The 23278-nt window shown below is 67.9% G+C and carries 24 protein-coding genes and 1 pseudogene; 10 read left to right on the forward strand and 15 right to left on the reverse strand.

Translation table 11 applies throughout. The features are described from left to right. Positions 1 to 3: 3 nt before the first annotated feature. From rplB to H7I57_RS04305, 6 genes are all read right to left on the reverse strand, one after another. Positions 4 to 843 (reverse strand): 50S ribosomal protein L2, encoded by an 840-nt coding sequence (gene rplB / locus H7I57_RS04280; RefSeq protein ID WP_264022061.1) that lies wholly within the window; start codon positions 841 to 843, stop codon positions 4 to 6. Between the two features lie 42 nt (positions 844 to 885). After that, positions 886 to 1188, reverse strand: coding sequence for a 50S ribosomal protein L23 (gene rplW / locus H7I57_RS04285; RefSeq protein ID WP_264022063.1), 303 nt, complete (start codon positions 1186 to 1188; stop codon positions 886 to 888). After that, the gene (gene rplD, locus H7I57_RS04290; RefSeq protein ID WP_264022066.1) at positions 1188 to 1847 is read right to left on the reverse strand and encodes a 50S ribosomal protein L4; all 660 of its coding nucleotides are present in this window, start codon (positions 1845 to 1847) and stop codon (positions 1188 to 1190) included. The genes rplW and rplD overlap by 1 nt, the downstream gene beginning before the upstream one ends. Next, positions 1847 to 2500 carry a 50S ribosomal protein L3 gene (gene rplC, locus H7I57_RS04295; protein ID WP_264022067.1) on the reverse strand — a complete coding sequence of 218 codons (654 nt, stop codon included), beginning with the start codon at positions 2498 to 2500 and terminating at the stop codon, positions 1847 to 1849. Before rplC ends, rplD begins: the two co-directional genes overlap by 1 nt. 15 nt (positions 2501 to 2515) lie before the next feature. Beyond that, entirely contained in the window at positions 2516 to 2821 is a 306-nt protein-coding gene (gene rpsJ / locus H7I57_RS04300) for a 30S ribosomal protein S10 (RefSeq protein ID WP_003883485.1), read from the reverse strand. 316 nt (positions 2822 to 3137) lie between these two features. After that, positions 3138 to 4763: a carboxylesterase/lipase family protein gene (locus H7I57_RS04305; protein ID WP_264022068.1), complete on the reverse strand. Its 1626-nt coding sequence runs from the start codon at positions 4761 to 4763 to the stop codon at positions 3138 to 3140. Positions 4764 to 4816: 53 nt separating this feature from the next. On the opposite strand from H7I57_RS04305, the gene H7I57_RS04310 reads away from it, so the two are divergent. Continuing rightward, entirely contained in the window at positions 4817 to 6079 is a 1263-nt protein-coding gene (locus tag H7I57_RS04310; RefSeq protein WP_264022069.1) for a cytochrome P450, read from the forward strand. Positions 6080 to 6148: 69 nt separating this feature from the next. Further along, the gene (locus H7I57_RS04315; RefSeq protein WP_264022072.1) at positions 6149 to 7399 is read left to right on the forward strand and encodes a cytochrome P450; all 1251 of its coding nucleotides are present in this window, start codon (positions 6149 to 6151) and stop codon (positions 7397 to 7399) included. Here H7I57_RS04315 and H7I57_RS04320 read toward each other — a convergent pair. Further along, on the reverse strand, positions 7365 to 8027 hold the full coding sequence (locus H7I57_RS04320; protein ID WP_264022073.1) for a TetR/AcrR family transcriptional regulator: 663 nt from the start codon (positions 8025 to 8027) through the stop codon (positions 7365 to 7367). The two genes, H7I57_RS04315 and H7I57_RS04320, sit on opposite strands and share 35 nt — an antisense overlap. Before the next feature lie 92 nt (positions 8028 to 8119). Here H7I57_RS04320 and H7I57_RS04325 point away from each other — a divergent pair, with 92 nt between their 5' ends. Then, entirely contained in the window at positions 8120 to 9721 is a 1602-nt protein-coding gene (locus tag H7I57_RS04325; RefSeq protein WP_264022074.1) for an MFS transporter, read from the forward strand. A 38-nt stretch (positions 9722 to 9759) separates the two neighbouring features. On the opposite strand, the gene mftG is transcribed toward H7I57_RS04325, so the two are convergent. The 7 genes from mftG to mftA form a co-directional block, all read right to left on the reverse strand. Next, positions 9760 to 11193, reverse strand: a complete 1434-nt coding sequence (mftG, locus tag H7I57_RS04330; RefSeq protein WP_264022075.1) for a mycofactocin dehydrogenase MftG — start codon at positions 11191 to 11193, stop codon at positions 9760 to 9762. Between the two features lie 8 nt (positions 11194 to 11201). Beyond that, a complete protein-coding gene (mftF, locus tag H7I57_RS04335) occupies positions 11202 to 12614 on the reverse strand; it encodes a mycofactocin biosynthesis glycosyltransferase MftF (RefSeq protein WP_264022076.1) in 1413 nt (470 codons plus the stop codon). Continuing rightward, complete coding sequence (mftE, locus tag H7I57_RS04340) at positions 12611 to 13354, reverse strand: mycofactocin biosynthesis peptidyl-dipeptidase MftE (RefSeq protein ID WP_264022077.1); 744 nt, start codon at positions 13352 to 13354, stop codon at positions 12611 to 12613. The genes mftF and mftE overlap by 4 nt, the downstream gene beginning before the upstream one ends. Positions 13355 to 13497: 143 nt before the next feature. Continuing rightward, on the reverse strand, positions 13498 to 14673 hold the full coding sequence (gene mftD, locus H7I57_RS04345; protein ID WP_264022078.1) for a pre-mycofactocin synthase MftD: 1176 nt from the start codon (positions 14671 to 14673) through the stop codon (positions 13498 to 13500). Between the two features lie 3 nt (positions 14674 to 14676). Next, entirely contained in the window at positions 14677 to 15900 is a 1224-nt protein-coding gene (mftC, locus tag H7I57_RS04350) for a mycofactocin radical SAM maturase (RefSeq protein ID WP_264022079.1), read from the reverse strand. Beyond that, positions 15897 to 16181 (reverse strand): mycofactocin biosynthesis chaperone MftB, encoded by a 285-nt coding sequence (gene mftB, locus H7I57_RS04355; RefSeq protein WP_264022080.1) that lies wholly within the window; start codon positions 16179 to 16181, stop codon positions 15897 to 15899. The genes mftC and mftB overlap by 4 nt, the downstream gene beginning before the upstream one ends. 44 nt (positions 16182 to 16225) lie before the next feature. After that, the gene (gene mftA, locus H7I57_RS04360) at positions 16226 to 16318 is read right to left on the reverse strand and encodes a mycofactocin precursor MftA (RefSeq protein ID WP_264022081.1); all 93 of its coding nucleotides are present in this window, start codon (positions 16316 to 16318) and stop codon (positions 16226 to 16228) included. A 106-nt stretch (positions 16319 to 16424) separates the two neighbouring features. On the opposite strand from mftA, the gene mftR reads away from it, so the two are divergent. Genes mftR through H7I57_RS04375 form a run of 3 tightly spaced genes read left to right on the forward strand, consistent with a single transcriptional unit; the run spans position 16425 to position 18860 of the window. Next, a complete protein-coding gene (gene mftR / locus H7I57_RS04365; protein ID WP_264022082.1) occupies positions 16425 to 17051 on the forward strand; it encodes a mycofactocin system transcriptional regulator MftR in 627 nt (208 codons plus the stop codon). A gap of 4 nt (positions 17052 to 17055) precedes the next feature. Beyond that, on the forward strand, positions 17056 to 17580 hold the full coding sequence (locus tag H7I57_RS04370; protein WP_264022083.1) for an RNA polymerase sigma factor: 525 nt from the start codon (positions 17056 to 17058) through the stop codon (positions 17578 to 17580). Then, on the forward strand, positions 17577 to 18860 hold the full coding sequence (locus tag H7I57_RS04375; RefSeq protein WP_264022084.1) for a VOC family protein: 1284 nt from the start codon (positions 17577 to 17579) through the stop codon (positions 18858 to 18860). The genes H7I57_RS04370 and H7I57_RS04375 overlap by 4 nt, the downstream gene beginning before the upstream one ends. Here the strand turns inward: H7I57_RS04375 and H7I57_RS04380 are convergent. Then, positions 18857 to 19168 (reverse strand): annotated as a pseudogene (locus H7I57_RS04380) (HNH endonuclease signature motif containing protein); the annotation flags it as partial. The gene H7I57_RS04375 and the pseudogene H7I57_RS04380 sit on opposite strands and share 4 nt — an antisense overlap. A gap of 331 nt (positions 19169 to 19499) precedes the next feature. Between H7I57_RS04380 and H7I57_RS04385 the strand changes: the two are divergent. From H7I57_RS04385 to H7I57_RS04400, 4 genes are all read left to right on the forward strand, one after another. Beyond that, positions 19500 to 20369 carry a hypothetical protein gene (locus H7I57_RS04385; RefSeq protein WP_264022086.1) on the forward strand — a complete coding sequence of 290 codons (870 nt, stop codon included), beginning with the start codon at positions 19500 to 19502 and terminating at the stop codon, positions 20367 to 20369. Beyond that, complete coding sequence (locus H7I57_RS04390; protein ID WP_264022087.1) at positions 20366 to 20701, forward strand: hypothetical protein; 336 nt, start codon at positions 20366 to 20368, stop codon at positions 20699 to 20701. Before H7I57_RS04385 ends, H7I57_RS04390 begins: the two co-directional genes overlap by 4 nt. An 84-nt stretch (positions 20702 to 20785) precedes the next feature. Then, on the forward strand, positions 20786 to 21010 hold the full coding sequence (locus H7I57_RS04395; protein WP_264022089.1) for a hypothetical protein: 225 nt from the start codon (positions 20786 to 20788) through the stop codon (positions 21008 to 21010). Further along, positions 21007 to 23082 (forward strand): ATP-binding protein, encoded by a 2076-nt coding sequence (locus tag H7I57_RS04400; RefSeq protein WP_264022090.1) that lies wholly within the window; start codon positions 21007 to 21009, stop codon positions 23080 to 23082. Before H7I57_RS04395 ends, H7I57_RS04400 begins: the two co-directional genes overlap by 4 nt. The last annotated feature ends 196 nt before the right edge of the window (positions 23083 to 23278 follow it).

Raw genomic sequence — 23278 nt, forward strand, 5'->3', positions numbered from 1 at the left:
CTCCTAGCGCTTATTCTTGCCGGTGCGCCGGCGTCGGACGATGAGCTTGTCGCTCGGCTTGTTCGGCTTGCGGGTGCGGCCCTCGGGCTTGCCCCACGGGCTCACCGGGTGACGGCCACCGGAGGTCTTACCCTCACCACCACCGTGCGGGTGGTCGACCGGGTTCATCACGACACCACGCACGGTCGGGCGCTTGCCCTTCCAACGCATCCGGCCGGCCTTGCCCCAGTTGATGTTCGCCTGCTCGGCGTTGCCGACCTCGCCGACGGTGGCGCGGCAGCGCACGTCGACGCGGCGGATCTCACCGCTGGGCATACGCAGGGAGGCGTAGGTGCCCTCCTTGCCCAGCAGCTGGATGCTGGCACCGGCCGACCGGGCCAGCTTCGCCCCGCCACCGGGGCGCAGCTCCACCGCGTGGATCACGGTGCCGGAGGGGATGTTGCGCAACGGCAGGTTGTTGCCCGGCTTGATGTCGGCGTTGGCGCCGGACTCCACGATGTGCCCCTGCGCAAGGCCCTGCGGCGCGATGATGTAGCGCTTCTCGCCGTCGAGATAGTGCAGCAGCGCGATGCGCGCGGTGCGGTTCGGGTCGTACTCGATGTGCGCGACCTTGGCGTTGACGCCGTCCTTGTCGTGGCGACGGAAGTCGATCACCCGGTAGGCACGCTTGTGGCCACCACCCTTGTGGCGGGTGGTGATGCGGCCGTGTGCGTTACGTCCGCCCTTGCCGTGCAGCGGGCGCACCAGCGACTTCTCCGGATGGTCGCGGGTGACCTCGGCGAAGTCGGCGACGCTGGAGCCGCGGCGACCGGGGGTCGTCGGCTTGTACTTGCGAATTCCCATGTCTGTTAAGTCCTCTTGCCAGTTCTACCTGCCGGCCGGGGCCTAGGCAGGAGCTCCGAACAGGTCGATGGGCTTGCTGCCCGCGGCCAGGGTGACGATCGCGCGCTTGGTGCTCTTGCGCTGTCCGTATCCGGCGCGGGTGCGCTTGCGCTTGCCCTGGCGGTTGAGGGTGTTCACCGAGTCGACCTTGACCTTGAAGATCTTTTCGATCGCGATCTTGATCTGCGTCTTGTTCGAATCGGGGTGCACCACGAACGTGTACACGTTGTCCTCGATCAGCCCGTACGACTTCTCCGAGATGACGGGGGCCAGGATGATGTCGCGGGGGTCGGTCACGGTAGCCATCAGGCCGAAACCTCCTCAGTCTTCACATTTGCCGCGATGTAGGCGTCGAGGGCCTCGACGCTGAACACCACGTCGTCTGCGTCGAGCACGTCGTAGGTGTTCAGTTGGTCCGGCGAGATCACATGCACGCCAGGCAGATTGCGGACGCTCCTGGCGCCCACCTCATCGGCGCGGCCGATGACGACGAGCACCTTTTTATTCTTGGCCGTGTTGTCGGCCAATAGGCTCGCCAGGAACGCCTTGGCGCTCTTGGTCGACGGGACCTGACCGCTCACCAGTTCGGTGATCGCGTGGATGCGCTCGTTGCGCGCCCGGTCCGAGAGCGCCCCGCGCAGCGCGGCGGCGATCATCTTCTTCGGGGTCCGCTGGCTGTAGTCGCGCGGCTGCGGTCCGTGCACGACGCCACCGCCGGCGAACTGGGGCGCGCGGGTCGAACCCTGACGGGCGCGGCCGGTGCCCTTCTGCCGGTACGGCTTCTTGCCGCCGCCGGAGACCTCACCACGGGTCTTGGTCGAGTGCGTGCCCTGACGCTTGGCGGCCAACTGCGCGATGACGACCTGGTGCATCAGCGCGATGTTGGGCTCCACGTCGAACAGCTCGGCGGGCAACTCGACGCTGCCGTCTTTCTTGCCGGCCGGCGTCCTCACATCAATTTTCATTACTTCTCGCCTCGCTTGATTGCGGTGCGCACAACAACCAGACCACCGTTGCGGCCGGGGATGGCGCCCTTGATCAACAGCACACCGTTCTCGGCGTCGACCTTGTGCACCTTGAGGTTCTGGGTGGTGATGCGATCGCTGCCCATCCGACCCGACATGCGCGTGCCCTTGAAGACGCGACCCGGGGTGGCGCAGCCACCGATCGAGCCCGGCCTGCGGTGGACCGCCTGGGCGCCGTGGCTGGCGCCCTGGCCCTTGAAGCCGTGGCGCTTCATGGTGCCCGCGAAGCCCTTGCCTTTCGAGGTGCCCGTCACGTCGACGTAGACCCCGTCGGCGAAGATCTCCGCGGTCAGCTCCTGGCCGACCTCGTACTCGGAGGCGGCGGCGTCGTCGTCGAGCCGGAGCTCGGCGAGGTGACGGCGCGGGTTCACCCCCGCGGCGGCGTACTGACCGGCGACCGGCTTGTTCACCTTGCGCGGGCTGATCTCGCCGTAGGCGAGCTGCACGGCGCTGTAGCCGTCGCGCTCGGGGGTGCGGATGCGGGTCACCACGTTGGGGCCGGCCTTGACGACCGTGACTGGGACGACCTTGTTGTTCTCGTCGAACACCTGCGTCATGCCCAGCTTGGTGCCCAGAATTCCTTTTCTAGCCATGAATCTCTGGTTCTCCTACTGGATATTGACGTCGACGCTGGCCGGCAGATCGATGCGCATCAGGGCGTCAACGGTCTTCGGGGTCGGGTCGAGGATGTCGATCAGGCGCTTGTGCGTACGCATCTCGAAGTGCTCTCGCGAGTCCTTGTACTTGTGCGGGGAGCGGATGACGCAGTACACGTTCTTCTCCGTCGGCAGCGGCACCGGGCCGACCACGCTGGCGCCCGTCCTGGTGACTGTCTCCACGATCTTGCGCGCTGAGGCATCGATCGCCTCATGGTCGTAGGCCTTGAGCCTGATGCGGATCTTTTGTCCCGCCACGCTTCTCCTACCTCACTACTAACGGGCCCGAAAACTCTGGGCCTGGCTGTGCCGCCGCTGTTTACCTGTCTGTGGTCCACCGACCCCCGCGGTCGGGTGTGTCGCCCTCACGCACACTCAGTCGCGGCGAAAAAACCCGTCACGATCGAGGTTGGGACCGGATACGCCCGCGAGGGCGCTGGTCGCATGCCCGGCCAGGCGAACCTGGCTCAAGGCAACCCGAACAGTATGCCTCAGATCCGGGCCTCCTCCAAATCTCCGCAGGAGGCCGCCGGGCATGGGGCAGGTGCACACAAAACTACCCTCCGACGTGCGGCTACTTCAGGGTGGCCCAGAACGGGCACTGGTGGATGCGGTCGAAATCGTCCATGACCGTGATGTCGTCGGGCTTCAAGGACAACCGCTTCCCCTTCGCCGGGTCGTCGCCGACCTCTGGCCAGGCGGGAAGACCGTCGGCGCCCGGTGCGCCGGTGCGGACGAACTCGCTCCAGTAGTCGATCATCTGCTCCGACAGCGTCTGCTGAGCGGGGCTCAGCGTGGGCGCATCGCCGACGTCGAACAGATAGCGCAGTTCCAGCGAGTGGCTGGCCCCGACCGGAAAGGGCAGGGTGCGCAGTGGCTCCGGCGCGGGCGCCTGTCGGTCGTTGAACTCGTAGGCGTAGACCGGGCCGTTGCGGGCGAGGTCGTCGGCGATGCGCTCATTCACGCAGGCGAACTCGCCGTCGGTCACCGCCGCTGAATAGGCCAGTGGCGCGCTACCGCCGTAACGGTCGAGTGGGTAGCGGTCGGCGACCGCGCCTGCGCCGGGGCCGAACGTCTCGGCCAGCACGTTCGGGTAGTCCTCGGGCGGCAGTTCGTCACCGCGCAGGTACTGCAGGGCCATGAAAAGGGTGAACTCGTCGCGGTTGCTGCCGATCACGATGGGAACCCGGGCCGCGTCCCCGTCGGCGAAGGCCACCATCGGATCCTTCGGCAGGATCTCCGTCCCGGTGACCGGGCCGCTCAACGCGTCATCTCCGATCCGGAAATACCGCACCGGCTCGCGTAGCTTGTCGGCGGGCAGCGCACGCAGGCATTCGGCGGCGACCGCCGCATCACCGCACCCGACGTCTCGGGCGTAGTCGGTGCTGATCCGCTCCGCCTCGGGCAACGCGAGCTGGGCCTGGCACGGCCCGCTCTGGACGATCGCCGCGCCGAAGAGTCCCTGCGAACCCGGGGCGACGAGGTGGTCGCACACCGACATCCCGCCCGCGGACTCGCCGGCGACCGTGACCTTGCCGGGGTCGCCGCCGAACTGCGCGATGTTGTCGCGCACCCACCTCAGCGCGGCCTGCTGATCGGCCAGGCCGTAATTGCCCACGCGACCGGGAGAACCGAGCGCCGGGTGCGCCAGGAAGCCGAGGGTTCCCAGCCGGTAGTTGATCGTCACGACGACGATGTCGCCGCGCGCGACGAGGCGCCGCGCGTCGTAGATTCCGCCGTTGCCGTTGAGGAACGCACCACCGTGGATCCAGACCATCACCGGCCGCGGCGGTGCGGGTCCCGGCTCCGGGTCGGTGGGCGTCCAGACGTTGAGGTTCAGGCAGTCCTCGTCGGTCTGGCGGCCCAACTCGAGGTCGCCCTCGAGATCCTGCAGGCAACGCGGGCCGAACCCGGTGCCGTCCCGCACCCCGTCCCACGCCGGCGCGGGCTCCGGGGGCTGCCAGCGCAGCGGCCCGACAGGCGGTGCGGCGTAAGGGATTCCGGCGAAGAGACGATGGTCCGGTGCGACGAGCCCGCGGACCGCCCCGGTCGCGGTCTGCACCACAGCCGGGTCGGCGGGTGCCTGCGCGGGCTCCGAGGCTTCGTGGGCGCATGCGGCGACCAGCATCAGCGCGGCCAGCACGCTCAGCCTCCGGGCGAACCGTCGGATCGGCACGCTGACCGAGCGTACTGGCGTCATCCATTACAGTGGACTTGACACCCGTCAAGTTTCAGCGCGAGCGAAGGCAGATCATGAGCACACCGGTTATCGACGACGCGGGCAGCCGAGCGGCGGGAGTGCTGGCCGACCCGAAGGCCTACGCAGACGAGGCGCGCCTGCACGCCGCCCTCACCCATCTGCGCACGCACGCGCCGGTGTCCCTTGTCGATGTGCCCGACTACCGACCGTTCTGGGCGGTCACCAAGCACGCCGACATCATGGACATCGAGCGCGACAACGAGCTGTGGATCAACGCCCCCCGGCCGATGCTGCAGACCGCCGCGACCGACGACCTGTCGGCGGCCAACCTCGCCGCAGGCGGTGGACTGCGCACGTTGATCCACATGGACGACCCGCTGCACCGCGACATCCGCAAGATCGGCGCGGACTGGTTCCGGCCGAAGGCGATGCGCGCGTTGAAGACCCGCGTCGACGAACTGGCCAAGATCTACGTCGACAAGATGGTCGCCAACGGCCCCGAGTGTGACTTCGTCCAGGAGGTCGCGGTCAACTTCCCGCTGTACGTGATCCTGTCGCTGCTGGGCCTGCCCGAGTCGGACTTCGGCCGCATGCTCAAGCTGACCCAGGAGATGTTCGGCGGTGACGACGACGAGCTCACCCGCGGCAAGAGCCCGCAGGAACTGCACGAGGTCATCACCGACTTCTTCCGGTACTTCACCGCCCTGACCGCCGAGCGCAGGGCCCATCCGACCGAGGACCTGGCCTCGGCGATCGCCAACGCGAAGCTCGGCGGCGACTACCTCGACGACATCGACTGCCTGTCCTACTACGTGATCGTCGCCAGCGCGGGGCACGACACCACCAGCGCCGCCATCTCCGGCGGCCTGCTGGCCCTGATCGAGAACCAGGACCAGCTCGCGCGGCTGAAGGCGCAACCGGAGCTGATGGGCACCGCGGTCGAGGAGATGATCCGCTGGACCACCCCGGTCAAGGAGTTCATGCGCACCGCCACCGCCGACACCGAGGTGCGCGGGGTGCCGATCAAGGAAGGTGAGTCGGTGCTGCTGTCCTACGTCTCGGCCAACCGCGACGAGGACATCTTCGACGAACCGTTCCGCTTCGACGTCGGCCGCGACCCGAACAAGCACCTGTCCTTCGGATACGGCGTGCACTTCTGCCTGGGCGCCGCACTGGCCAGGATGGAGATCAACAGCTTCTTCAGCGAACTCGTCCCGCGCCTGGAGTCCATCGAACTGGCCGGCGACCCGGAGTTCATCGCGACGATCTTCGTCGGCGGGCTCAAGCACCTGCCGATCCGGTACGCGCTGGCCTGATAGTTGTAGTGGCGCCGATCACATAGACTGTGCTTGACACCCGTCAAGCACAGTCTTGTGAGGAGCCCCATGAGCACACCGACGATCGACGACGCCGCCAAGGTTCTGGCCGATCCCTCGGCGTACGCCGACGACCAACGGCTACACACGGCGCTGTCGCATCTGCGGGCGAACAACCCGGTGGCGTGGGTGGACCAGCCGCCGTACCGCCCGTTCTGGGCGATCACCAAGCACGCCGACATCATGGCCGTCGAGCGCGCCAACGACCTGTTCCTGTCCGAACCACGGCCGGTGCTGGTCACCGCCGAAGCGGACGACCTCGCCAGGGCTCAACTCGAGGCGGGCATGGGCCTGCGCACCCTCATCCACATGGACGACCCGCACCACCGCAAGGTGCGCGCCATCGGCGCCGACTGGTTCCGCCCGAAAGCCATGCGGGACTTGAAGGTCCGCGTCGACGAACTCGCCAAGCGCTACGTCGACAAGATGCGCGACATCGGCCCCGAATGCGACTTCGTCACCGAGATCGCGGTGAACTTCCCGCTGTACGTGATCCTGTCGCTGCTCGGCCTGCCCGAAGAGGACTTCGGCCGGATGCACATGCTGACCCAGGAGATGTTCGGCGGCGACGACGACGAGTACAAGCGCGGCACCACGCCCGAGGAACAGATGGCGGTGCTGACCGACTTCTTCAACTACTTCGGGGCGCTGACGGCCGCGCGGCGCGCGAACCCGACCGACGATCTGGCCTCGGCGATCGCCAACGGCCTCGTCGACGGCGAACTCATGTCGGACGTGGACACGCTGTCCTACTACGTCATCGTCGCCAGCGCCGGCCACGACACCACCAAGGACGCGATCTCCGGCGGGTTGCTCGCGCTCGTCGAGAACCCCGGCGAGCTGGCCCGCCTGAAAGGGAACCTGGACCTGATGCCGACCGCGGTCGAGGAGATGATCCGCTGGTCCACCCCGGTCAAGGAGTTCATGCGCACGGCAGCCGCCGACACCGAGGTGCGCGGCGTGCCGATCAAGGAAGGCGAATCCGTCTACCTCGCGTATGTGTCGGCCAACCGGGACGAGGACATCTTCGACGAACCGTTCCGCTTCGACGTCGGCCGCGACCCGAACAAGCATCTCGCCTTCGGATACGGCGTGCACTTCTGCCTCGGAGCGGCTCTGGCCAGGATGGAGATGAACAGTCTGTTCACCGAACTCCTGCCCCGGCTGGACTCCATCGAACTTGCGGGCGAGCCCGAACTGTCGGCCACCACCTTCGTCGGCGGACTCAAGCACCTTCCTGTTCGCTACTCGCTGAGGTGATTTCGGCGCCGGGCCGCTTGGCGAACGTACCCAGGAAGCCGTCGACGGCGGCGATCGCCACCGCCCGGTAGTCGAAGTCGGCCAACGTGCTGATCCGCCCGAAGGCCAGTGGGCCGATCAGCAGCGCGAAGGCCACCGCGCGATCGAACGGGGCCAGTTCCTCGGCTGCCTGAGGGCCGTCGAACAGCGCGTCGAACGGGGCGGAGTACTGCTCGGCGATCCGCTCGCGCAGCGACCACACCTCCCGTCCGCCCGCGCCCGCCTGCGTGGCGCTGGGCATCTCGGCGATGTCCGGCCCGAGGGACAGCCAGGCCATGGCGGTCAGCGTGGTCGGGGCCTCGGCGATCGATTCGGCCCACTCGACCACGATCGCGAGGAGCCGATCCCGCAGGCTGCCGTCCTCGGGCGGCATCGGAGGCGGCGGGATGAGGCCGGTGAAGGCCGCTGCAACAAGATCATTCGCGCTGGGGAAATGGCGGTACAGGGTGGCCCGCGCGACGTTGGCGCTGCGGGTCACGGCGTCCACCGTCACCGCGCCGGGCCCACCCGCGCGCAGCAGTGCGGTTGCGGCGTCGAGCAGCCGGGCGCGTGATCGGGCCGGGCGCGGGTCACCGGTTTCGGCGGTCACCGTTTCCACCTCCTCCCGACCGGGTACAAGACTGACGGTCTCTGTACGAGACTGTTAGGCTCGAAACTACCTCCTGCCGAGAGAGAGACGACATGGTCGACACCCTCGACGGGTCTGCACAGGATATCGACGCCGAGATCGCAGCCCTGTCCAGGCGCCAGCGGATCTGGCTGCTGGTCATCGCCAGCGTGGACGTGCTGCTGGTGATCGCGTCGATGGTCGCCCTCAACGCCGCCCTGCCCGACCTGGCGGTCCAGACCTCGGCGACCCAGACCCAACTCACCTGGGTCATCGACGGCTACACGCTGGCGCTGGCGTGTCTGCTGCTGCCCGCGGGCGCGATCGGTGACCGCTACGGCCGCCGCGGCGCCCTGCTCGTCGGGCTGGCGATCTTCGCGCTGGCCTCGGTGGCCCCGACCGTGCTGGACAGTCCGACGCAGATCATCGTCGCCCGCGCCGTCGCAGGTGTCGGCGCGGCGTTCATCATGCCCGCGACCCTGTCGCTGCTGACCGCGGCGTTCCCGAAAGCCGAGCGCAACAAGGCCGTCGGCATCTGGGCCGGCGTGGCGGGTTCCGGCGCGATCTTCGGCTTCCTCGGCACCGGGCTCCTCCTGGAGTTCTTCGCGTGGCAGTCCATCTTCTACGCGTTCGCCGCCGGGGCGGCCCTGATGTTCGCGCTCACCTGCACCATCGGGTCGTCGCGCGACGAGACCGCGACACCGATCGACTGGCCGGGCGCCGCGCTGATCGGCGCCGCGATCGCGGTGTTCGTGCTCGGTGTGGTGGAGGCGCCGGCCCGCGGCTGGACCGATCCGATCGTCTACGGGTGCATCGCCGCCGGCGTGGCACTGGCCGTCGCCTTCGCGCTGGTACAGCTGCGTCGCAGGCACCCCCTTCTCGACGTCAGGCTCTTCAGCCGCCCCGATTTCGCGACCGGCGCGGTGGGCATCACGTTGCTGTTCTTCGGCAATTTCGGGTTCTTCTTCGTCGAGATGCAGTACATGCAGCTGGTGATGGGTTACACCCCGCTGCAGACCGCGTTCGCGCTGGCGCCGCTGGCGATCCCGGTGCTGATCCTCGGCGGGACCATGCACCTCTACCTGCCCAAGGTGGGACTGCGCGTCGCGGTGACCGCCGGGTTGCTGCTGATCGCCGCCGGACTGTTCCTGCTGCGCTTCCTCGACGGGGAGTCGACCTATCTGGATCTCGCATGGCCCCTGCTGATCACCGCGTCGGGCATCGGATTGTGCACCGCACCAACGACTTCGGCGATCATGGGGGCGGTGCCCGACGAGAAGCAGGGTGTCGCCTCCGCGGTCAACGACGCCACTCGCGAGATCGGCGCCGCCCTGGGAATCGCCGTCGCGGGCTCGGTCCTGGCAGCGGGTTATCACCACGCCCTGTCACCGGATCTGGGCCTGTTCCCCGAGCAGGTCCGCCCCGCGGTCAGCGACTCCCTGGCCTACGCGCTGTCCCTGGCCGACCAGATGGGTCCCCGCGGCGCCGAGCTGGCCCAGCTCGCAGAGACGGCGTTCCTGCACGCGATGAACCAGGCGCTGCTGGTGCTGTCCGTGGTGCTCGTCGTCGCGGCCGTCTTCGTCGCCGTCTGGTCGCCGGGACGTGACGGTCGTCAGTCCCGCGCCGTCCGTAGGCTGCGGACAGCGGGACCACTCGCCGGGCTCACCCGGCGGTGACATTCGCCGGGCTCACCCGGCGGTGACATTCGCCGGGCTCACCCGGCGGTGACAAACTCGGCCGCGCGGTGGCCGGCCATCACGATCGTCGCGTGCGGCCCGCGACTGGGGATCGCGGGCAGGATCGAGCCGTCGACCACCCACAGACCGTCGATCCCGAATACCCGGCAGCGGGTGTCGACGACGGCGCCGGTATCGCCGTCACCGCCCATCCGCGCGGTGCCGCACAGGTGTTGGGAGGTGGCCCACGACGCTTCGGATTGCACTGTGGAGCCGGCGATTTCGTGCGCGAGCTCGGCTCCCGAGCGCAGCAGCGCCACATCGTCGGTCTCGCTGTCGTACCGATGCTCGATCACCGGATCGACATCGGGATCCGCCGACGCGAGCGCGACCCGGCCCCTGGACCGGGGGCGCATCAACGTCACCCCGAGGTGCGGCTGATCGGACGGGTCGTGACGGGGGCCGCTCGTCATGGCGCCGAAGCCCGCCGTGTACGGCCTGATCTCCAGCCCGTCGTCGGTGGTCAGCACGGATTCCAGCGGCGGGACGCCGTGCGTGGGCGGCCAGTTCACCGGCAACACCCACTCCGGGTGGTCGACGGTGCCGACGCCGACGGGAAGGTCGGCCTCGACGGGCACTCCCAGCGACCGCAGCGCCTGCGCAGGCCCGATGCCCGACAGCATCAGCAGGTGCGCCGAGCCGATGGCCCCGGCCGACAGCACGATCCGGTCGGCGGTCAGGACGGTCGCACCATCGGGGCCGACGCACTCCAGCCCGCCGGCCCGTCCGTCGGCGATCAGGATCCGTCGGACCCGGGTGTCGGGCAGCAGCGTGAGGTTCGACCGGTGCAACGCGGGCGCCAGGAACGCGCCGCCGGGCCCCACCCGGGTTCCGCCGTCGATGTTCAGCGGCACCGCACCCACCCCCGGTGGCAGTGGCCGGTCCGGCGTCGACCCGTTGAGGTCGGCGATCCAGCCGAAGCCGGCCGCTTGCACAGATTCGACGAATGCCGCAGTGCAGCCGTCGAATTCGGCCACCCGCCGCACCGTGATCGGCCCGTCGGAACCGTGCAGCGGGTTGTCGAAGTCGAGGTCGTTCTCGATGGCCTTGAAGTGCGGCAGGACCTCCGCCCAGGACCAGCCGTCGACCGCCCAGCCGTCGACGTCGGTGGGCAGCGCCCGGCAGAAGTAGCCGCCGTTGACGGCACCGGACCCGCCGACCACGGCGCCGCGCATGATCTGTGCGTAGCGTTTCGGCGCGTCGGTCAGGGTGGTGGGATAGCGTTTGACCACCGAACTCGCGAGGCCGATCGGAAGGCGCAGGCCGTCGGTGATCTGCGTGTGCACGCGGGGGTCAGAAGGTCCGGGGCCGGACTCAACGACGGTCACGCGGCACCGCTGGTCCGCGGAAAGCCGTTCCGCCAGGACTGATCCTGCGCTTCCGGCACCGACGATCAGGACATCGCTGTGCAAGACGGGCTTCAGGTCCTGATCTGCGGCTTGAGGGCACCGGCGTGACGTTCACGCACGACGCCGCTCCAGAGCCCGAGACCATAGGCGATGTCGTCGAGCCGCTTGAGCAGGATGTAGGTGAACACGCCGACCCGCTTCGTGTCGTCGTCGGCGTTGCCGTTGCGGGTGACCCAGTCGAACACGCCGTCCAACACCGCGGCCACCACCACCACCTGACGGCAGCGACGCGAGACCAGTGCGGCGACCAGGGCGATCGGCCAGTAATGCCTGCAGATCGCGGACGCCAGCTGCAGGGCCGCCGACCACAACCCGTGCGCGGCGACGACCGCCACCTCCATGGGTTCGGTCTGCACGCTCGACAGTGTCTTGGCGATCCGTTGGCCGGTGATGGCCGCGACGACCGCCGACGCCAGGTAGCCGAGGCACGAGCCGATGGCCGCAAGCATCCAGACGACCAGCGTCCAGCCCGAGATCACCAGCGGGGCGGTCTTCCCGGGATGCCGGATCGCCAGCGGCGCCGCGGACTCCCCGTAGAAAGACTTGCGGGCAAACCACTTTCGCAGCTCGGTGCGATGATCATGGGCCACCGTCGCGACGGGTTCGTAACGCAGCCGGGCACCCGCCTCGTTCAGCCGCCAGCACAGGTCGACGTCCTCACCGGACTGAAGCGACTCGTCGAAGCCGCCGAGGTCGATGATCGTGCGGCGCCGGCAGACGATCGCCGCGCTCGGCACATAGGACACCGTCCCGAACGGGACGACCGGTGCCTCGCGCAATCCCAGGTCCAGCGACGAACGCACCGCCTCGTAGCGCGCGACGACGCTGTCGGACCGGTGCAGCGCGACGATCCGCGGCGCCACCAGGGCCACCGCGGGATCGCAGAAGTGCCCGAGCAGGGCTTCCAGCCAACCGCGGCGGGGCACCACATCCGAATCCAGGAAGGCGACGAAGTCGGTGCCACATGCCCTCATGCCGGCGTTCCGCGCCGCGGCCGGCCCCTTGCTGCGCGGGTTCCGCAGGATTCGCACGTCGCAGTGCATGCCCTCGAAGTCGGCCTCGGCAACCGGTGTCACCGACCCGTCGTCGACGATGACCACGCGCAGCCCGCGCAACGAAGCGACCAACCTTGTCAGCCCAGAAGGGTTGTCCCGCACGGGTATAACGACGGTCACGTCCCGGTGCGACGGTCCGCTCAACGGTCGGGGGTGGGCGACGGTGGCATCCAGCAGGGTGCGTGCCAACTGTGCGCTGACGGCGTCGTGCACCTCCAGCCTGCCGCCGGTGAGCATGGTCTGCGCGGCAGGAGCCAGCCGGAGAAGTCGAGTGGGCGAACCGCCGAGCAGCGCCGCGCCCTCGCCCAGGACCCGCACCCGTCGATCCACCTGAACGGCGAACCCGTCGGGAAGGCGCGGCCCTGTCACCTCAACATCCCCTCGTGATCGGGTGCCCACCGGATGATCCCCCCCTGACATGCGTCAACCATCTCGGCAAAGATTCTCCTCCCCTCCTCCGCTGTCGCCGTGGTCGGGTCCCCGAGGACTCCCAGCGAACTGACGGCGGCGACTCCCCCGCGGAGCATCTCGGGCATCAGCTCCGACAGCGGCGCCCGGTTGCCCGGAGTTCGCTGATCCTGCCTGACGACGCCCGGCGAAATATGTAGCAATACAGATGTTTCGGCGTGGCCGGCGTGTGCGTCGGCGTTGCTGGCGTTGCAGGAACACCACGCCGCGTCGCGTCCCTCGTACCGCAGCAGTGTCACCGCGCGGCGCAGCGCGGCCACGTTGCCCCCGTGGCCGTTGACGAAAACCAGGCGCGACGCCCACTGACAGGCGGACCGGGCGAACTCCACGAGCAGTTCCGCCAGTACCGATGTGCCAATCGAGACGGTGCCCGCGAAACCCTCGTGTTCGCCGCTGGCGCCGTAGCCGATGGCCGGGGCGACCAGCCAGTCGGATTCACTGTCGGCACGCAGGCGGGCAGCGAGGACGTCGGCGACCGCGGTGGCGATGCGGGTGTCGGTGTCCAGCGGCAGGTGGGGTCCATGCTGCTCGGTGGAGCCTACCGGGACGACCAGCGCGGGCGACATGTTCTGCAGCTGCCTCGACGTTGAGTCCCCTAGCTCGCTGGGGATTGCCACGCGACGATGGTAGGCCGAATTCACCTGGTATGCGCCAAATGTTGGCGCATGGGTGGTTATTGATTTCAGGTCGGTGTGGTCGGCGGCCGATCCGGGATTCACGCCAGCCCCCTGCGCCACGCCTGTCCCAGGTTCCTGATCGCCGATTCGGCCCGCGCCGAATGCGCTCAGACGCCGAGTGTGCGGGTGAAACCGTCGGGGACCAGGATGTCCTCGCGCGTCAGCTCGTGGATCGAAGATTTGCCAAGCCCGAGCAGTGCCGAGTCGATTCCGCCCCGCAGGATGTCGAGCACGTTCTCGACACCCGCCTGGCCGTTGGCGGCCAGACCCCACAGGTAGGCCCGGCCGATCATGACAGCCCTGGCGCCGAGCGCGACAGCCTTGACGACGTCGCTGCCGCGGCGGATGCCGCCGTCCAGCAAAACCTCGACCTGGTCGCCCACTGCATCGGCGATGGCCGGCAGGCACCGGATCGCCGCCGGGGTCCCGTCGAGGTTGTTTCCGCCGTGATTGGACACCGTGAGCGCCGAAACACCCGCGTCGACAGCGCGTTTGGCATCATCGACGCGCACCATGCCCTTGAGCAGGAACGGCCCGCCCCACTGCTCGCGCAGCCAGGCCACGTCCTCCCAGGTCGGAGGCGGGGTGCCCATCCACTGCCCATACGCCTCGAAGAACGTGGGACCGGGCTCTCCGCGCCTGCCCTGGTTGGGTACCCGCAGGTCCGGGGGGCGCAGGGTCTTCGCGAAGCTGAAGAACCAGCGCGGTTTGGTGATCACCTCGGGCGACATCTTGAGGATGGTCTTGAGGTCCATCCGCTCGGGGATCTTGGGGCTGCCCCAGTCGCGGCCGTGCGAGAAGCTCCAGTCGGTGGTCAGGATCAGCCCGACGGCCCCTGCCGCCCTGGCTCGCTCCATGCGCGCCAGGATGTCGTCGCGGCTGCCCAGCCAGTAGATCTGGAAGAAGATCTTGTCGTTGACCGCGGTGACTTCCTCCATCGGCTTGCTGGCGAAGGACGAGAGCCCCATCGCGGTGCCCCGCGCTGCCGCCGCACGCGCCACCGCAACCTCACCGTCGGGGTCGACCGCCTGCACGCCGGTCGGTGAGATGATGACGGGCAGCGAAATATCCTGGCCCATCACCGTTGTCGCCATGTCCCGCTTCTCGGTGCCGCCGACGACATGCGGGGCGAAGCCGAGCTGCGCGAACGACTCGACGTTGTCGGAGACCGTCACGCCCTTCTCGCTTGCCGAGATCAGCGACGCATAGGCAGACTTGGGGAGCCGCTTCTTCGCCCGCTGCTGGGCGATGGCGACGGTTTCGAACCAGGTATCACGTGCCATGGGTTACACAGGACTTTCGTTGCAGAACTTCGTCGGAGGCGCTCCGGCGCCGACCGGGCGCCGGGGAGGAGCGCTCAGCAGTGTGAGCGGGATGGGGCCTGACGGCTTGTTGCGGCCGCCGGCGCGGGAGTGGTCGACGCTGGACTTCGGCTTGTCGCGCTCGCGCGCCAGCGCCGGCTCGCCGTAGCCCTCGACGCACTCCGGGTCCGGGCCGTCGAGCGGCAGACCGGTGAAGAACTTGGCGGCCATGCAGCCGCCCCGGCACGCGTCGTAGTGCCCGCACCCGCTGCACGCGCCTGCCGACTGTGGCTCGCGCAGCTCGCGGAACAGCGTGGAGTTCTGCCACACATTCTGGAAACCGCTATCGGACAGCACGTTTCCAGCGAGGAACTTCTCGTGAATGGCGAACGGGCAGGCGTAGACGTCGCCCACCGGGTCGATCAGGCAAACCACCCGGCCCGCGCCGCACAGGTTCAGACCGGCCAGCGCACCCGGCTCACCGAGCCCCGACAGGTGGAAGAACGAGTCACCGGTGAGCACCCGCTCGCCGTTGGCCACCAGCCAGTCGTACAGCTCGACCTGCTGGGCGGACGTGGGGTGCAGTTCGTCCCAGACGTCGGCACCCCGGCCCGACGGCCGCAGCCGGGTGATGCGCAGCGTCGCGCCGTAGGTGTCGGCCAGCGCCTTGAAGTCATCGAGCTGGTCGACGTTGTGGCGGGTCACCACCACGGAGATCTTGGCGTCGGAGAAGCCGGCGTCCCGCAGGTTCTCCAGTGCGCGCATCGCCATCGCGAAGGAGCCGGGGCCGCGCACCGCGTCGTTGACCTCGGCGGTGGCGCCGTCCAGGGAGATCTGCACGTCGACGTAGTCGCTGGCAGCCAGCTTCGCGGCCACTTCGGGGGTGATCCGCACCCCGTTGGTGGAGAATTTCACCCCGACATGATGGGCGGTCGCATAGTCGACGAGCTCCCAGAAGTCCGACCGCACAGTCGGTTCGCCGCCGCCGATGTTCACATAGAACACCTGCATGCGTTCCAGCTCGTCGATGATGTCCTTGCATTGCTGCGTGGACAACTCCCGCGGATCGCGCTTGCCCGAGGACGACAGGCAGTGCACGCAGGAGAGGTTGCAGGCGTAGGTCAGTTCCCACGTCAGGCAGATCGGCGCGTCCAGGCCGCGCTCGAACTGATCGACCAGCCGGGGGACGGGCTGGATGGCGGTGGTCATGGCGTCTCCTCGCGGACCAGCATCTGGGACTGGACGAGTACGCCCAGCGCGTGTAGGTAGGGGGCCTGCGCGTCGTCATCGATTCCGGCGGCGCGACAGGCGGATCGAGCGTCGGGGTGATCAGCCAGCGAGTTGATCACCTCGACGATCGTCCGGTTCTTCAGGAACGACAGCTTGCGGGTTCCGAAGTGGTACAGCAGCGCGCCGAAAGGTTCGGGCCGCACCGCCACCTGCGGGTGCAGCCGCCAGCGCAGGTCCGGGTCGAAGCCGGTCTCCGTCATCGGCTGCGTCATGCTCCTCGCGCGAGCGCTCGTCGGCGCCACGGTCAGTAGACCCCGCACATCCCGTCGATCGAGACTTCCTCGACCAGGCTCTCGGTGACCATCTCTTCGGTCTCCACGTGCTGACTCGGCTCCATTGATCTTGCCTTTCTGCTGACTGGACCCCGGGTAGGGTCCTCGACATTTGTGACGTAGGTCGCTAACAATATGGCATCGGGTGCCTAAACGGAAGGGCGGATTCCGGTGGACGCTGCGAAGGGGCGCGTGGGCCGGCGGCGGTCGACGAGCTGGGAGCACATCAGTGACGTCGCGATCGACCTGTTCATGGCCCGAGGATTCGACGACGTCAGCGTCGACGACGTCGCGACAGCCGCCGGGATCGCCCGCCGGACGCTGTTCCGCTACTACCCCTCCAAGAGCGCGCTGCCGTGGGGTGACTTCGACGCCCACCTGCAGAACATGCGCGCGTTGCTGGCCGACCTGGACCCCGAGGTCCCGATCCGCGACGCGCTGCGCACCGCCCTGCTCGCGTTCAACGAGTTCGACGACCCCGACCGACACCGCCAACGGATGCGGCTGATCCTGGAAACCGAAGCGCTGCAGGCTTATTCGATGACGATGTATGCCGGCTGGCGCGCCGTGGTCGCCGCCTTCGTGGCAAGTCGGATGGGCGTGGCACCGGTGGATCTGGTGCCACAGACGGTGGCGTGGACCATGCTCGGCGTGGCCCTTGCCGCCTACGGGCACTGGCTCGAAGACGAGCGGGTGTCGCTGCCCGCCGCGCTGGGCGACGCGTTCGACATGCTCGCTCCCGGTCTGACCGGCCTCGAAATAGGGGTGTCGGAGTCCGGCCACCAACCGCGACGATAGAGGTGTGAGCGCCGAACCGAATGGTGACAACGCTCCACGAGCACTGCTAGCGCTCTATGACGAAGCCCTGCCGGCCGTATACGGGTACTTCGCCAGGCGCTGCGGTGACCGTGGAACGGCGGAGGACCTCACCTCGGAGACCTTTCTGGCGGCCATGGACGCTGCCAGAAAGGAGGCGCCGCCACCGCTCACGGTGCCGTGGCTGATCGGGGTGGCGCGCCACAAACTGGCCGACCACTACCGCAGACGCCACGACCGGTTCACGACACCGGTGGCCGAACTCCCCGAGCCGGTCGATCCCGCCGACGACTGGGATGTCGAGCTGGATCGGATCGTCGCCGAGCAGGTTCTGGCTCGCCTCCCCGAACAGCACCGCACCGTGCTGGCGCTGCGCTACCTCGACGACTGCTCGGTGCCGGAGTGCGCCGAACTGATCGGCCGCACCATCCACGCCACCGAGGCGCTGCTGGTGCGGGCCCGCAAGGCGTTCCGGGCTCAGTACCCACGAGTGGAAGGAGGGATGCCGTGAACAACGATCACGATCCGCTGGACGTGCTGCGCACCGGCGACCTTCCGCTCGACCCGGATCCCGCATTCGCCGCCCGATTGCGGGCGCGCCTCGAAGCGGCCGCGAGATTGTTCGAACAGCAACCAGATCGAACGCAAGGAGTGATCATGAGCGGCACCGACACCGCAATCGCCGAGTTGACCGAGCCCGCCGCCATCTTGCGGTCCGCCGTAGTCCCGTACCTGACCGTCGCCGACGCCCGTGCCGCGATCCGCTGGTACATCGACGTGTTCGACGCCGAACTCGTGGGCGACGCAGTCGAAATGGACGACGGCCGGATCGGCCACGCTGAGCTGGCGTTGGCCGACGGTGTGCTCTACCTTGCCGACGAGTACCCTGAGATCGGTTTGAAAGCACCCTCGCCGCAGGCAGTTTCGGTGAGCCTGATGCTCGCGGTGACCTCCACCGACGAGACTCTCCGGCTAGCCAGAGACCATGGTGCGCAGGTTCAGCGCGAGCCCTACGAGAACTACGGTGCGCGCAATGCCGCTCTCGTCGACCCGTTCGGGCACCGCTGGATGCTGACCGGACCCGTCACCGGCGCCGCCGTCCCGATCCAGCACGGTGACGTCGGATATGTCTCGGTGTGGACGCCGGACGCGCAACGGGCTGCGGACTTCTACGGCCATGTGCTGGGCTGGGCCGTCGACCCCGCGACGCACATGGTGACGAACACCGGTCAGCGCATCGGGATCGACTCGGCGCCCGACAAGCACACGTTGTTCTGCTGCTACGCGGTGACGGATCTCGACGGCGCGCGAGACAGCATCCTGTTCGGCGGCGGAAGTGTGGGCGAGGTTGTCGATTTCGGCTTCGGCGCGGTGCTGCGGGCGACGGATCCGCAGGGCGTCGAGTTCGGGGTGTACCGGCCCACATCCGCAGAGCTGCGGCCGTTGCTCAACGGCGGCGGGCACGGCGAGCTGTCCTACATCACCCACCAGGTGCCGGATTCGACCGTCTTCAAGGCGTTCTACAGCGGTCTGCTGTTCTGGACGTACGAGCCGGGCCGGATCGACGACGGCTGGAGTGTCGTGGGCGCCCATCCGATGTCGGGCGCCGCGGGCGGCAACGCGACGGCCGTCACCGTTCCGATGTGGACGGTCGATGACATCGACGCAGCCGTGTCGCGGGTGCGGGAGGCGGGCGGCGCCGTGATCGAGGAGCCGTCGCAGCAGTCCTACGGAGAGTCCGCGCTGTGCACCGACGATCAGGGCACGCGGTTCTATCTGGGGCAGTTCTAGAAGGGTGGTGGGTCGTCGCCGTAATCGGGTTTGATCCGTTGCGCGGCTTCATCTTCGGCTCTCGTCTGTTGGTCGAGGGCGCGTTGTCGTTCGAGGGCGCGTTGGGTGGCGTTGTATTCACGTTCGGCTTTGATGCGGGCAGCCTGTTCAGCGGCGCGGGTGCGTCGTCGTTTCGGCATCTTGGCCAGGCGGTCCGGATCTGGTGGCGGCTGCGCCATCGGCGGTAGTTCGGCGGTGGTGGTGTTCCAGGCCGGGAAGAACAACCGACTGCCCGGCACCGTGGTGTAGCGCTGCCCGGTCGGGGTTGTCGAACTGGTGCAACTTGAGGTTCTGGCTGATCCGACAACCGTCGATGACCTGCGGAGGGACGTTCGACGAGAGTCAGCCCAAATCCGCAGTGCGCTGCGCATCTGGGACCGGGTTCAAATTATTCACGCACGAATAATTTGGGAAGCTCCCAAATCGCTCACGCATGAGCGATTTGAGATCGGCAACGCACTGCCGATTTGCCCCCGGCCCCGGGGGGCGCACCATGCCGGGTTCACAAACAACTGGCGCGACACGCCGAACGCAGTGCTTCAGGCGGGTGCAGCATCGGACCCAGAGCAACACCCACATCGAAGGGCCACCGTGACCGACATGACCAGCGCCGAGGTCGGGCTGTCCCGCGCCCACACAGCGGCAGGACAACTGCAGCGCCACCTGCTCAGGCTGCTGCGCGTTCACGAACGTGACGACATGCTGCCGACGAGCGCCCGGTTTCTCTGGTACGAGCTGGAGACAGAGGGCGTGGTGTCGAAGGTTCGCACCGGGGCGCGGCGAACCGACCAGAACACCCACGATGCCCTGACCCATCTGCGGGAGGCGGGGCTGATCCCGTGGGACTGGATCGAGGACGAGACCCGCACCCTCGACGAGTGGATGACCGCGCCGAGCGTCGCCGAGTACGTGACCGACGCGGCGCAGCGCGCCTCAATCGACCGTTGGGACAGTCAGCCCGCGCCGCTCATCCTGTGCGAGTCGCGGTCGCTGGGCGGTGTGCTGCGCGACCTGGCCGCGACGTACTGTTGTCCGATTGCGTCCACCAATGGGCACAGTCGAGGCTTCCTGGTGACCAAGGTCGCGCCGATGCTGCTGCCTGATCAGCGAATCCTGTACCTCGGTGACTGGGACCAGTGCGGTCATCAGATCGAGGCGGCAACCCGATCCACCCTCGCCGAGCACTCCGGTATTGACGAACGTCTCTGGGAGCGTGTCGCGTTGACCACCGAGCAGGTCCACGACCTTGATCTCCCGGTGATCCTCAAGCCCGACCGCCGGTACAAGCCGCCGCGCTACTTCGACGCCGTCGAGACAGAGGCCCTGGGGCAGGCCAGCATCGTGGAAGCTCTGCGCGTCCGGCTTGATGAGCTGATGCCTGAGTTGCTTGATGACGTTCTTGAACGCCAGCTGCAGCAGCGCACCGAAGTGGCCGAGCAGTTGCGCGGACTCGTCGACGGCACCCAGTGATCACCGTCTACTGCGACGACTCCTCGCACGCCGAACGGCGCTGGGAGATCGCCGCTTTCACACAGACCGGCTTCGGCGGGTGGTCTGCCATCGCGAGCGCGGAGCGTCAGTTGTCGATGTCGAACGGCCTCGAAGTCTTCCTCGCCGACGCCGACCGCTACCTTCCGCAGGACGCCACGGGGACGGCGGTGCGGATGCGGCATCGCCTGCGATGCAGGATCTGCGGCTGGAACCGGGTCTATCGCGGTGAGACTCTGAAGCCGGTGTTCGACAAGCTCGCCGAGTGTGGCGTCGACACCATCAGCGTGAAAGCCATTGCTGCTCTACAGTAGCGGGTAAGCGCACGCGGGGATCACCCCCGTGTAGGTGTCAGACATCCTCCCAGCAGAGGGCTACTCAGCCTGCCCGGAGGAATCATGGCCCGCCAATCCCACGAAGCACTTCACCATCGCGCCCGTGTCGCCGCCCTGTCCCGCGACCGCGCACCCGATGATCCCGAACTCATCGAGGCCCGCGAAAGTTATTGGCACGCATCATGGTCCGACCGGGTGAAGAAGCTGGTCGCCGAAGCACCGCCGCTGTGCCGCGAAGACCTGCAGGAGATCGCCACCCTGCTGAAGATGCGCGTGGTGGACAAGTGAGCCCGCCCGGACATGACGGCGGCCCCGAAACCGAAGTCCCGAGGCCCACCACCACGACCACCCAAGTCGATACCGATGAGCGTACCGCGCGGTGCTCCGACCTCACCACCTTCGTGCACGCGCTCTACGGTGACGGCCGGGGCCGCTGGTTCACCCCGCTGGGGCACGGCCCGTACTGGCGCGAGGACGGCCAGTACGACCACGAGCACTTCGAAGGCAGTTTCAGCCACGCCTGGCCCCACCAGACTCCCGAGAAGATCGCCGAGCTGCTGGTGCGCAAGTCGAAGACCATCGACGTGTACATGTGCGTGTCCCTGATGAAGGCAGGCATCAAGACGTGCAAGAAGGCCCAGTGCGCCAGTTGCTGTGTGGTGTGGAGTGATTGGGACGGTGACCCGGCTGACACCGAGGAGGTCCTCGACATCGTCCGCGCGCTCGACGGTTTCGCCGTCTCCTCGGGCACACCCGGGCACCTGCACTGCTACCTGCCGCTGGCCGAGTCGGTCGACGCCGACCAGGCTGAGCGGCTGTGCAGGGCCTTCCAGGCCCACCTGCCGCCAGGATCGGACAAAGGTAAACACACCGTCGAGAACCTGGTGCGCCCGCCGGGCACGCTGAACCACAAGTCGGTGGCGGCCACCGGCTCGCCGAGCGCGGTGCGGTGGCTGATCCGGCCCAGCGGGACGCGGTGGGATCCGGCGACGCTGGCCGAGCACCTCGGCGCAGTGAACGGAAAGCCCTGCGCCGCAGGTGACCCCGAAACTCTCAGATTTGAGACTTTGTCGCCGGTCGACCTGGCCTATCACCCCCTCGTGCAGAAGGCGTTGGACAACGTCACCAACGACCGCTCCGATGACACCTACCGTGTCGTGGCCGCCTGTAAGGACGACCGGCTCACCCTCGACGAAACACGGTCCGTGGTGGCCAGCCGGGCCGATCTCGCCGAGCGCCTCGCCGAGCGCACCGACGACGACGTGCAGACCTGCTGGCTCAAGGTGATCGACCGCCAGCAGAAGGATGTGCAGTACACCGGGCCCGTACACGGTGATCCTGCCTCGAATACGAACCGTGAGCCCGGGCCCGAGTCTGAATCGTCGGACGATGCCACGGTTGACTGGCATACGGTCAGCGGCGGTGCCTTCATCTTCGACCGGCCCGACACCATCCCGGCGGTGTGGGGCGAGGGCGACGAGGTGTTGTGGGCCGAGGGCGAGTCGCTGATGATCGTGGGTCCGCAGGGACTGGGTAAGACGACCCTGGAGGGCATGCTCATCGGTGCTCTTTTGGGGCTCAATGATGGTGTCGTCCTTGGCCTTCCAATCGCCGACACCGGACAGCGAATACTACTGCTGGCGATGGACCGGCCCCACCAGATCGGCCGGTCGCTCAAGCGCCAGTTCACTGAGGACACCGACCGTCAAGTACTCGACGGGCGACTGGTGATCCGGCCCGGGCCACCGCCGGGAGACCTTGCGAAGAACCCCGCCCTGATGGTGGCGATGGCCGTCGACCTGGGCTGCGGTGTCGTGTTCGTGGACAGCGTGAAGGACGCGGCCATCGGGCTGTCTGACGATGAGGTCGGGGCGAGCTACAACCGTGCCCGTCAGCACGTCACGGCGGCAGGCATCCAGCACTGCGACCTCCACCACACCAAGAAGCTCACCGACGGCACCATCGCCGACGCCTACGGTTCGACATGGCTCACGTCGGGCTGCGGCTCGGTCATCATGCTCACCGGGGAGCCCGGCGACCCGCTGGTCGGATTCAGGCACGCCAAGATTCCCGCCGCCGAGGTCGGCCCGTTCCGGTTGTCGCACGACCAGACCCGTGGACTGCTGGCCATCGATTACCAGGTTGATCTGATCGACCTGGTGCGCCAACAGGAGGCCAACGGGATCACCGCGATGGGCGCGGCGGGATGCATGTTCAACACCGAGACGCCGACCAGGGCGCAGTGTGAGAAGGCCCGGCGCAAGCTCGACGCCCTCGTCGACGCCGGGCTCCTGTCGCGCATGGAAGGCACCACAGGTGGGCCCCGGGGCGGCACCCCGACGAGTTGGTTCCTGGCATGAGGACCGTTCACGGACCGTTCACGGGTTTTGCAAACCCGCAGGTCAAGCGTTCACGCACCCAAACCGTTCACGGACCGTTCACGCCCGTTCACGCCAAACCTAAACCCGCAGGTCAAGCGTTCACGCACCCGTTCACGGGCGATCACGCGGGGACCGTTCACGTTCCCTCCTCCTCTTATAAGAGGAGGGACGTGAC

The organism is Mycolicibacterium pyrenivorans, assembly GCF_025821625.1.
GTDB classification, from domain to species: domain Bacteria; phylum Actinomycetota; class Actinomycetes; order Mycobacteriales; family Mycobacteriaceae; genus Mycobacterium; species Mycobacterium pyrenivorans.

Excerpts from the sequence above, each read along its gene's own strand:
- H7I57_RS04305 (WP_264022068.1), bottom strand. The coding sequence starts at position 4,763 with ATGACGCCAGTACGCTCGGTCAGCGTGCCGATCCGACGGTTCGCCCGG.
- rplB (WP_264022061.1), bottom strand. The coding sequence starts at position 843 with ATGGGAATTCGCAAGTACAAGCCGACGACCCCCGGTCGCCGCGGCTCC.
- rplW (WP_264022063.1), bottom strand. The coding sequence starts at position 1,188 with ATGGCTACCGTGACCGACCCCCGCGACATCATCCTGGCCCCCGTCATC.
- rplC (WP_264022067.1), bottom strand. The coding sequence starts at position 2,500 with ATGGCTAGAAAAGGAATTCTGGGCACCAAGCTGGGCATGACGCAGGTG.
- mftD (WP_264022078.1), bottom strand. The coding sequence starts at position 14,673 with ATGGCACGTGATACCTGGTTCGAAACCGTCGCCATCGCCCAGCAGCGG.
- mftC (WP_264022079.1), bottom strand. The coding sequence starts at position 15,900 with ATGACCACCGCCATCCAGCCCGTCCCCCGGCTGGTCGATCAGTTCGAG.
- rplD (WP_264022066.1), bottom strand. The coding sequence starts at position 1,847 with ATGAAAATTGATGTGAGGACGCCGGCCGGCAAGAAAGACGGCAGCGTC.
- H7I57_RS04385 (WP_264022086.1), top strand. The coding sequence starts at position 19,500 with ATGACCAGCGCCGAGGTCGGGCTGTCCCGCGCCCACACAGCGGCAGGA.
- H7I57_RS04325 (WP_264022074.1), top strand. The coding sequence starts at position 8,120 with ATGGTCGACACCCTCGACGGGTCTGCACAGGATATCGACGCCGAGATC.
- H7I57_RS04395 (WP_264022089.1), top strand. The coding sequence starts at position 20,786 with ATGGCCCGCCAATCCCACGAAGCACTTCACCATCGCGCCCGTGTCGCC.
- H7I57_RS04315 (WP_264022072.1), top strand. The coding sequence starts at position 6,149 with ATGAGCACACCGACGATCGACGACGCCGCCAAGGTTCTGGCCGATCCC.
- H7I57_RS04310 (WP_264022069.1), top strand. The coding sequence starts at position 4,817 with ATGAGCACACCGGTTATCGACGACGCGGGCAGCCGAGCGGCGGGAGTG.
- mftA (WP_264022081.1), bottom strand. The coding sequence starts at position 16,318 with ATGGAGCCGAGTCAGCACGTGGAGACCGAAGAGATGGTCACCGAGAGC.
- mftB (WP_264022080.1), bottom strand. The coding sequence starts at position 16,181 with ATGACGGAGACCGGCTTCGACCCGGACCTGCGCTGGCGGCTGCACCCG.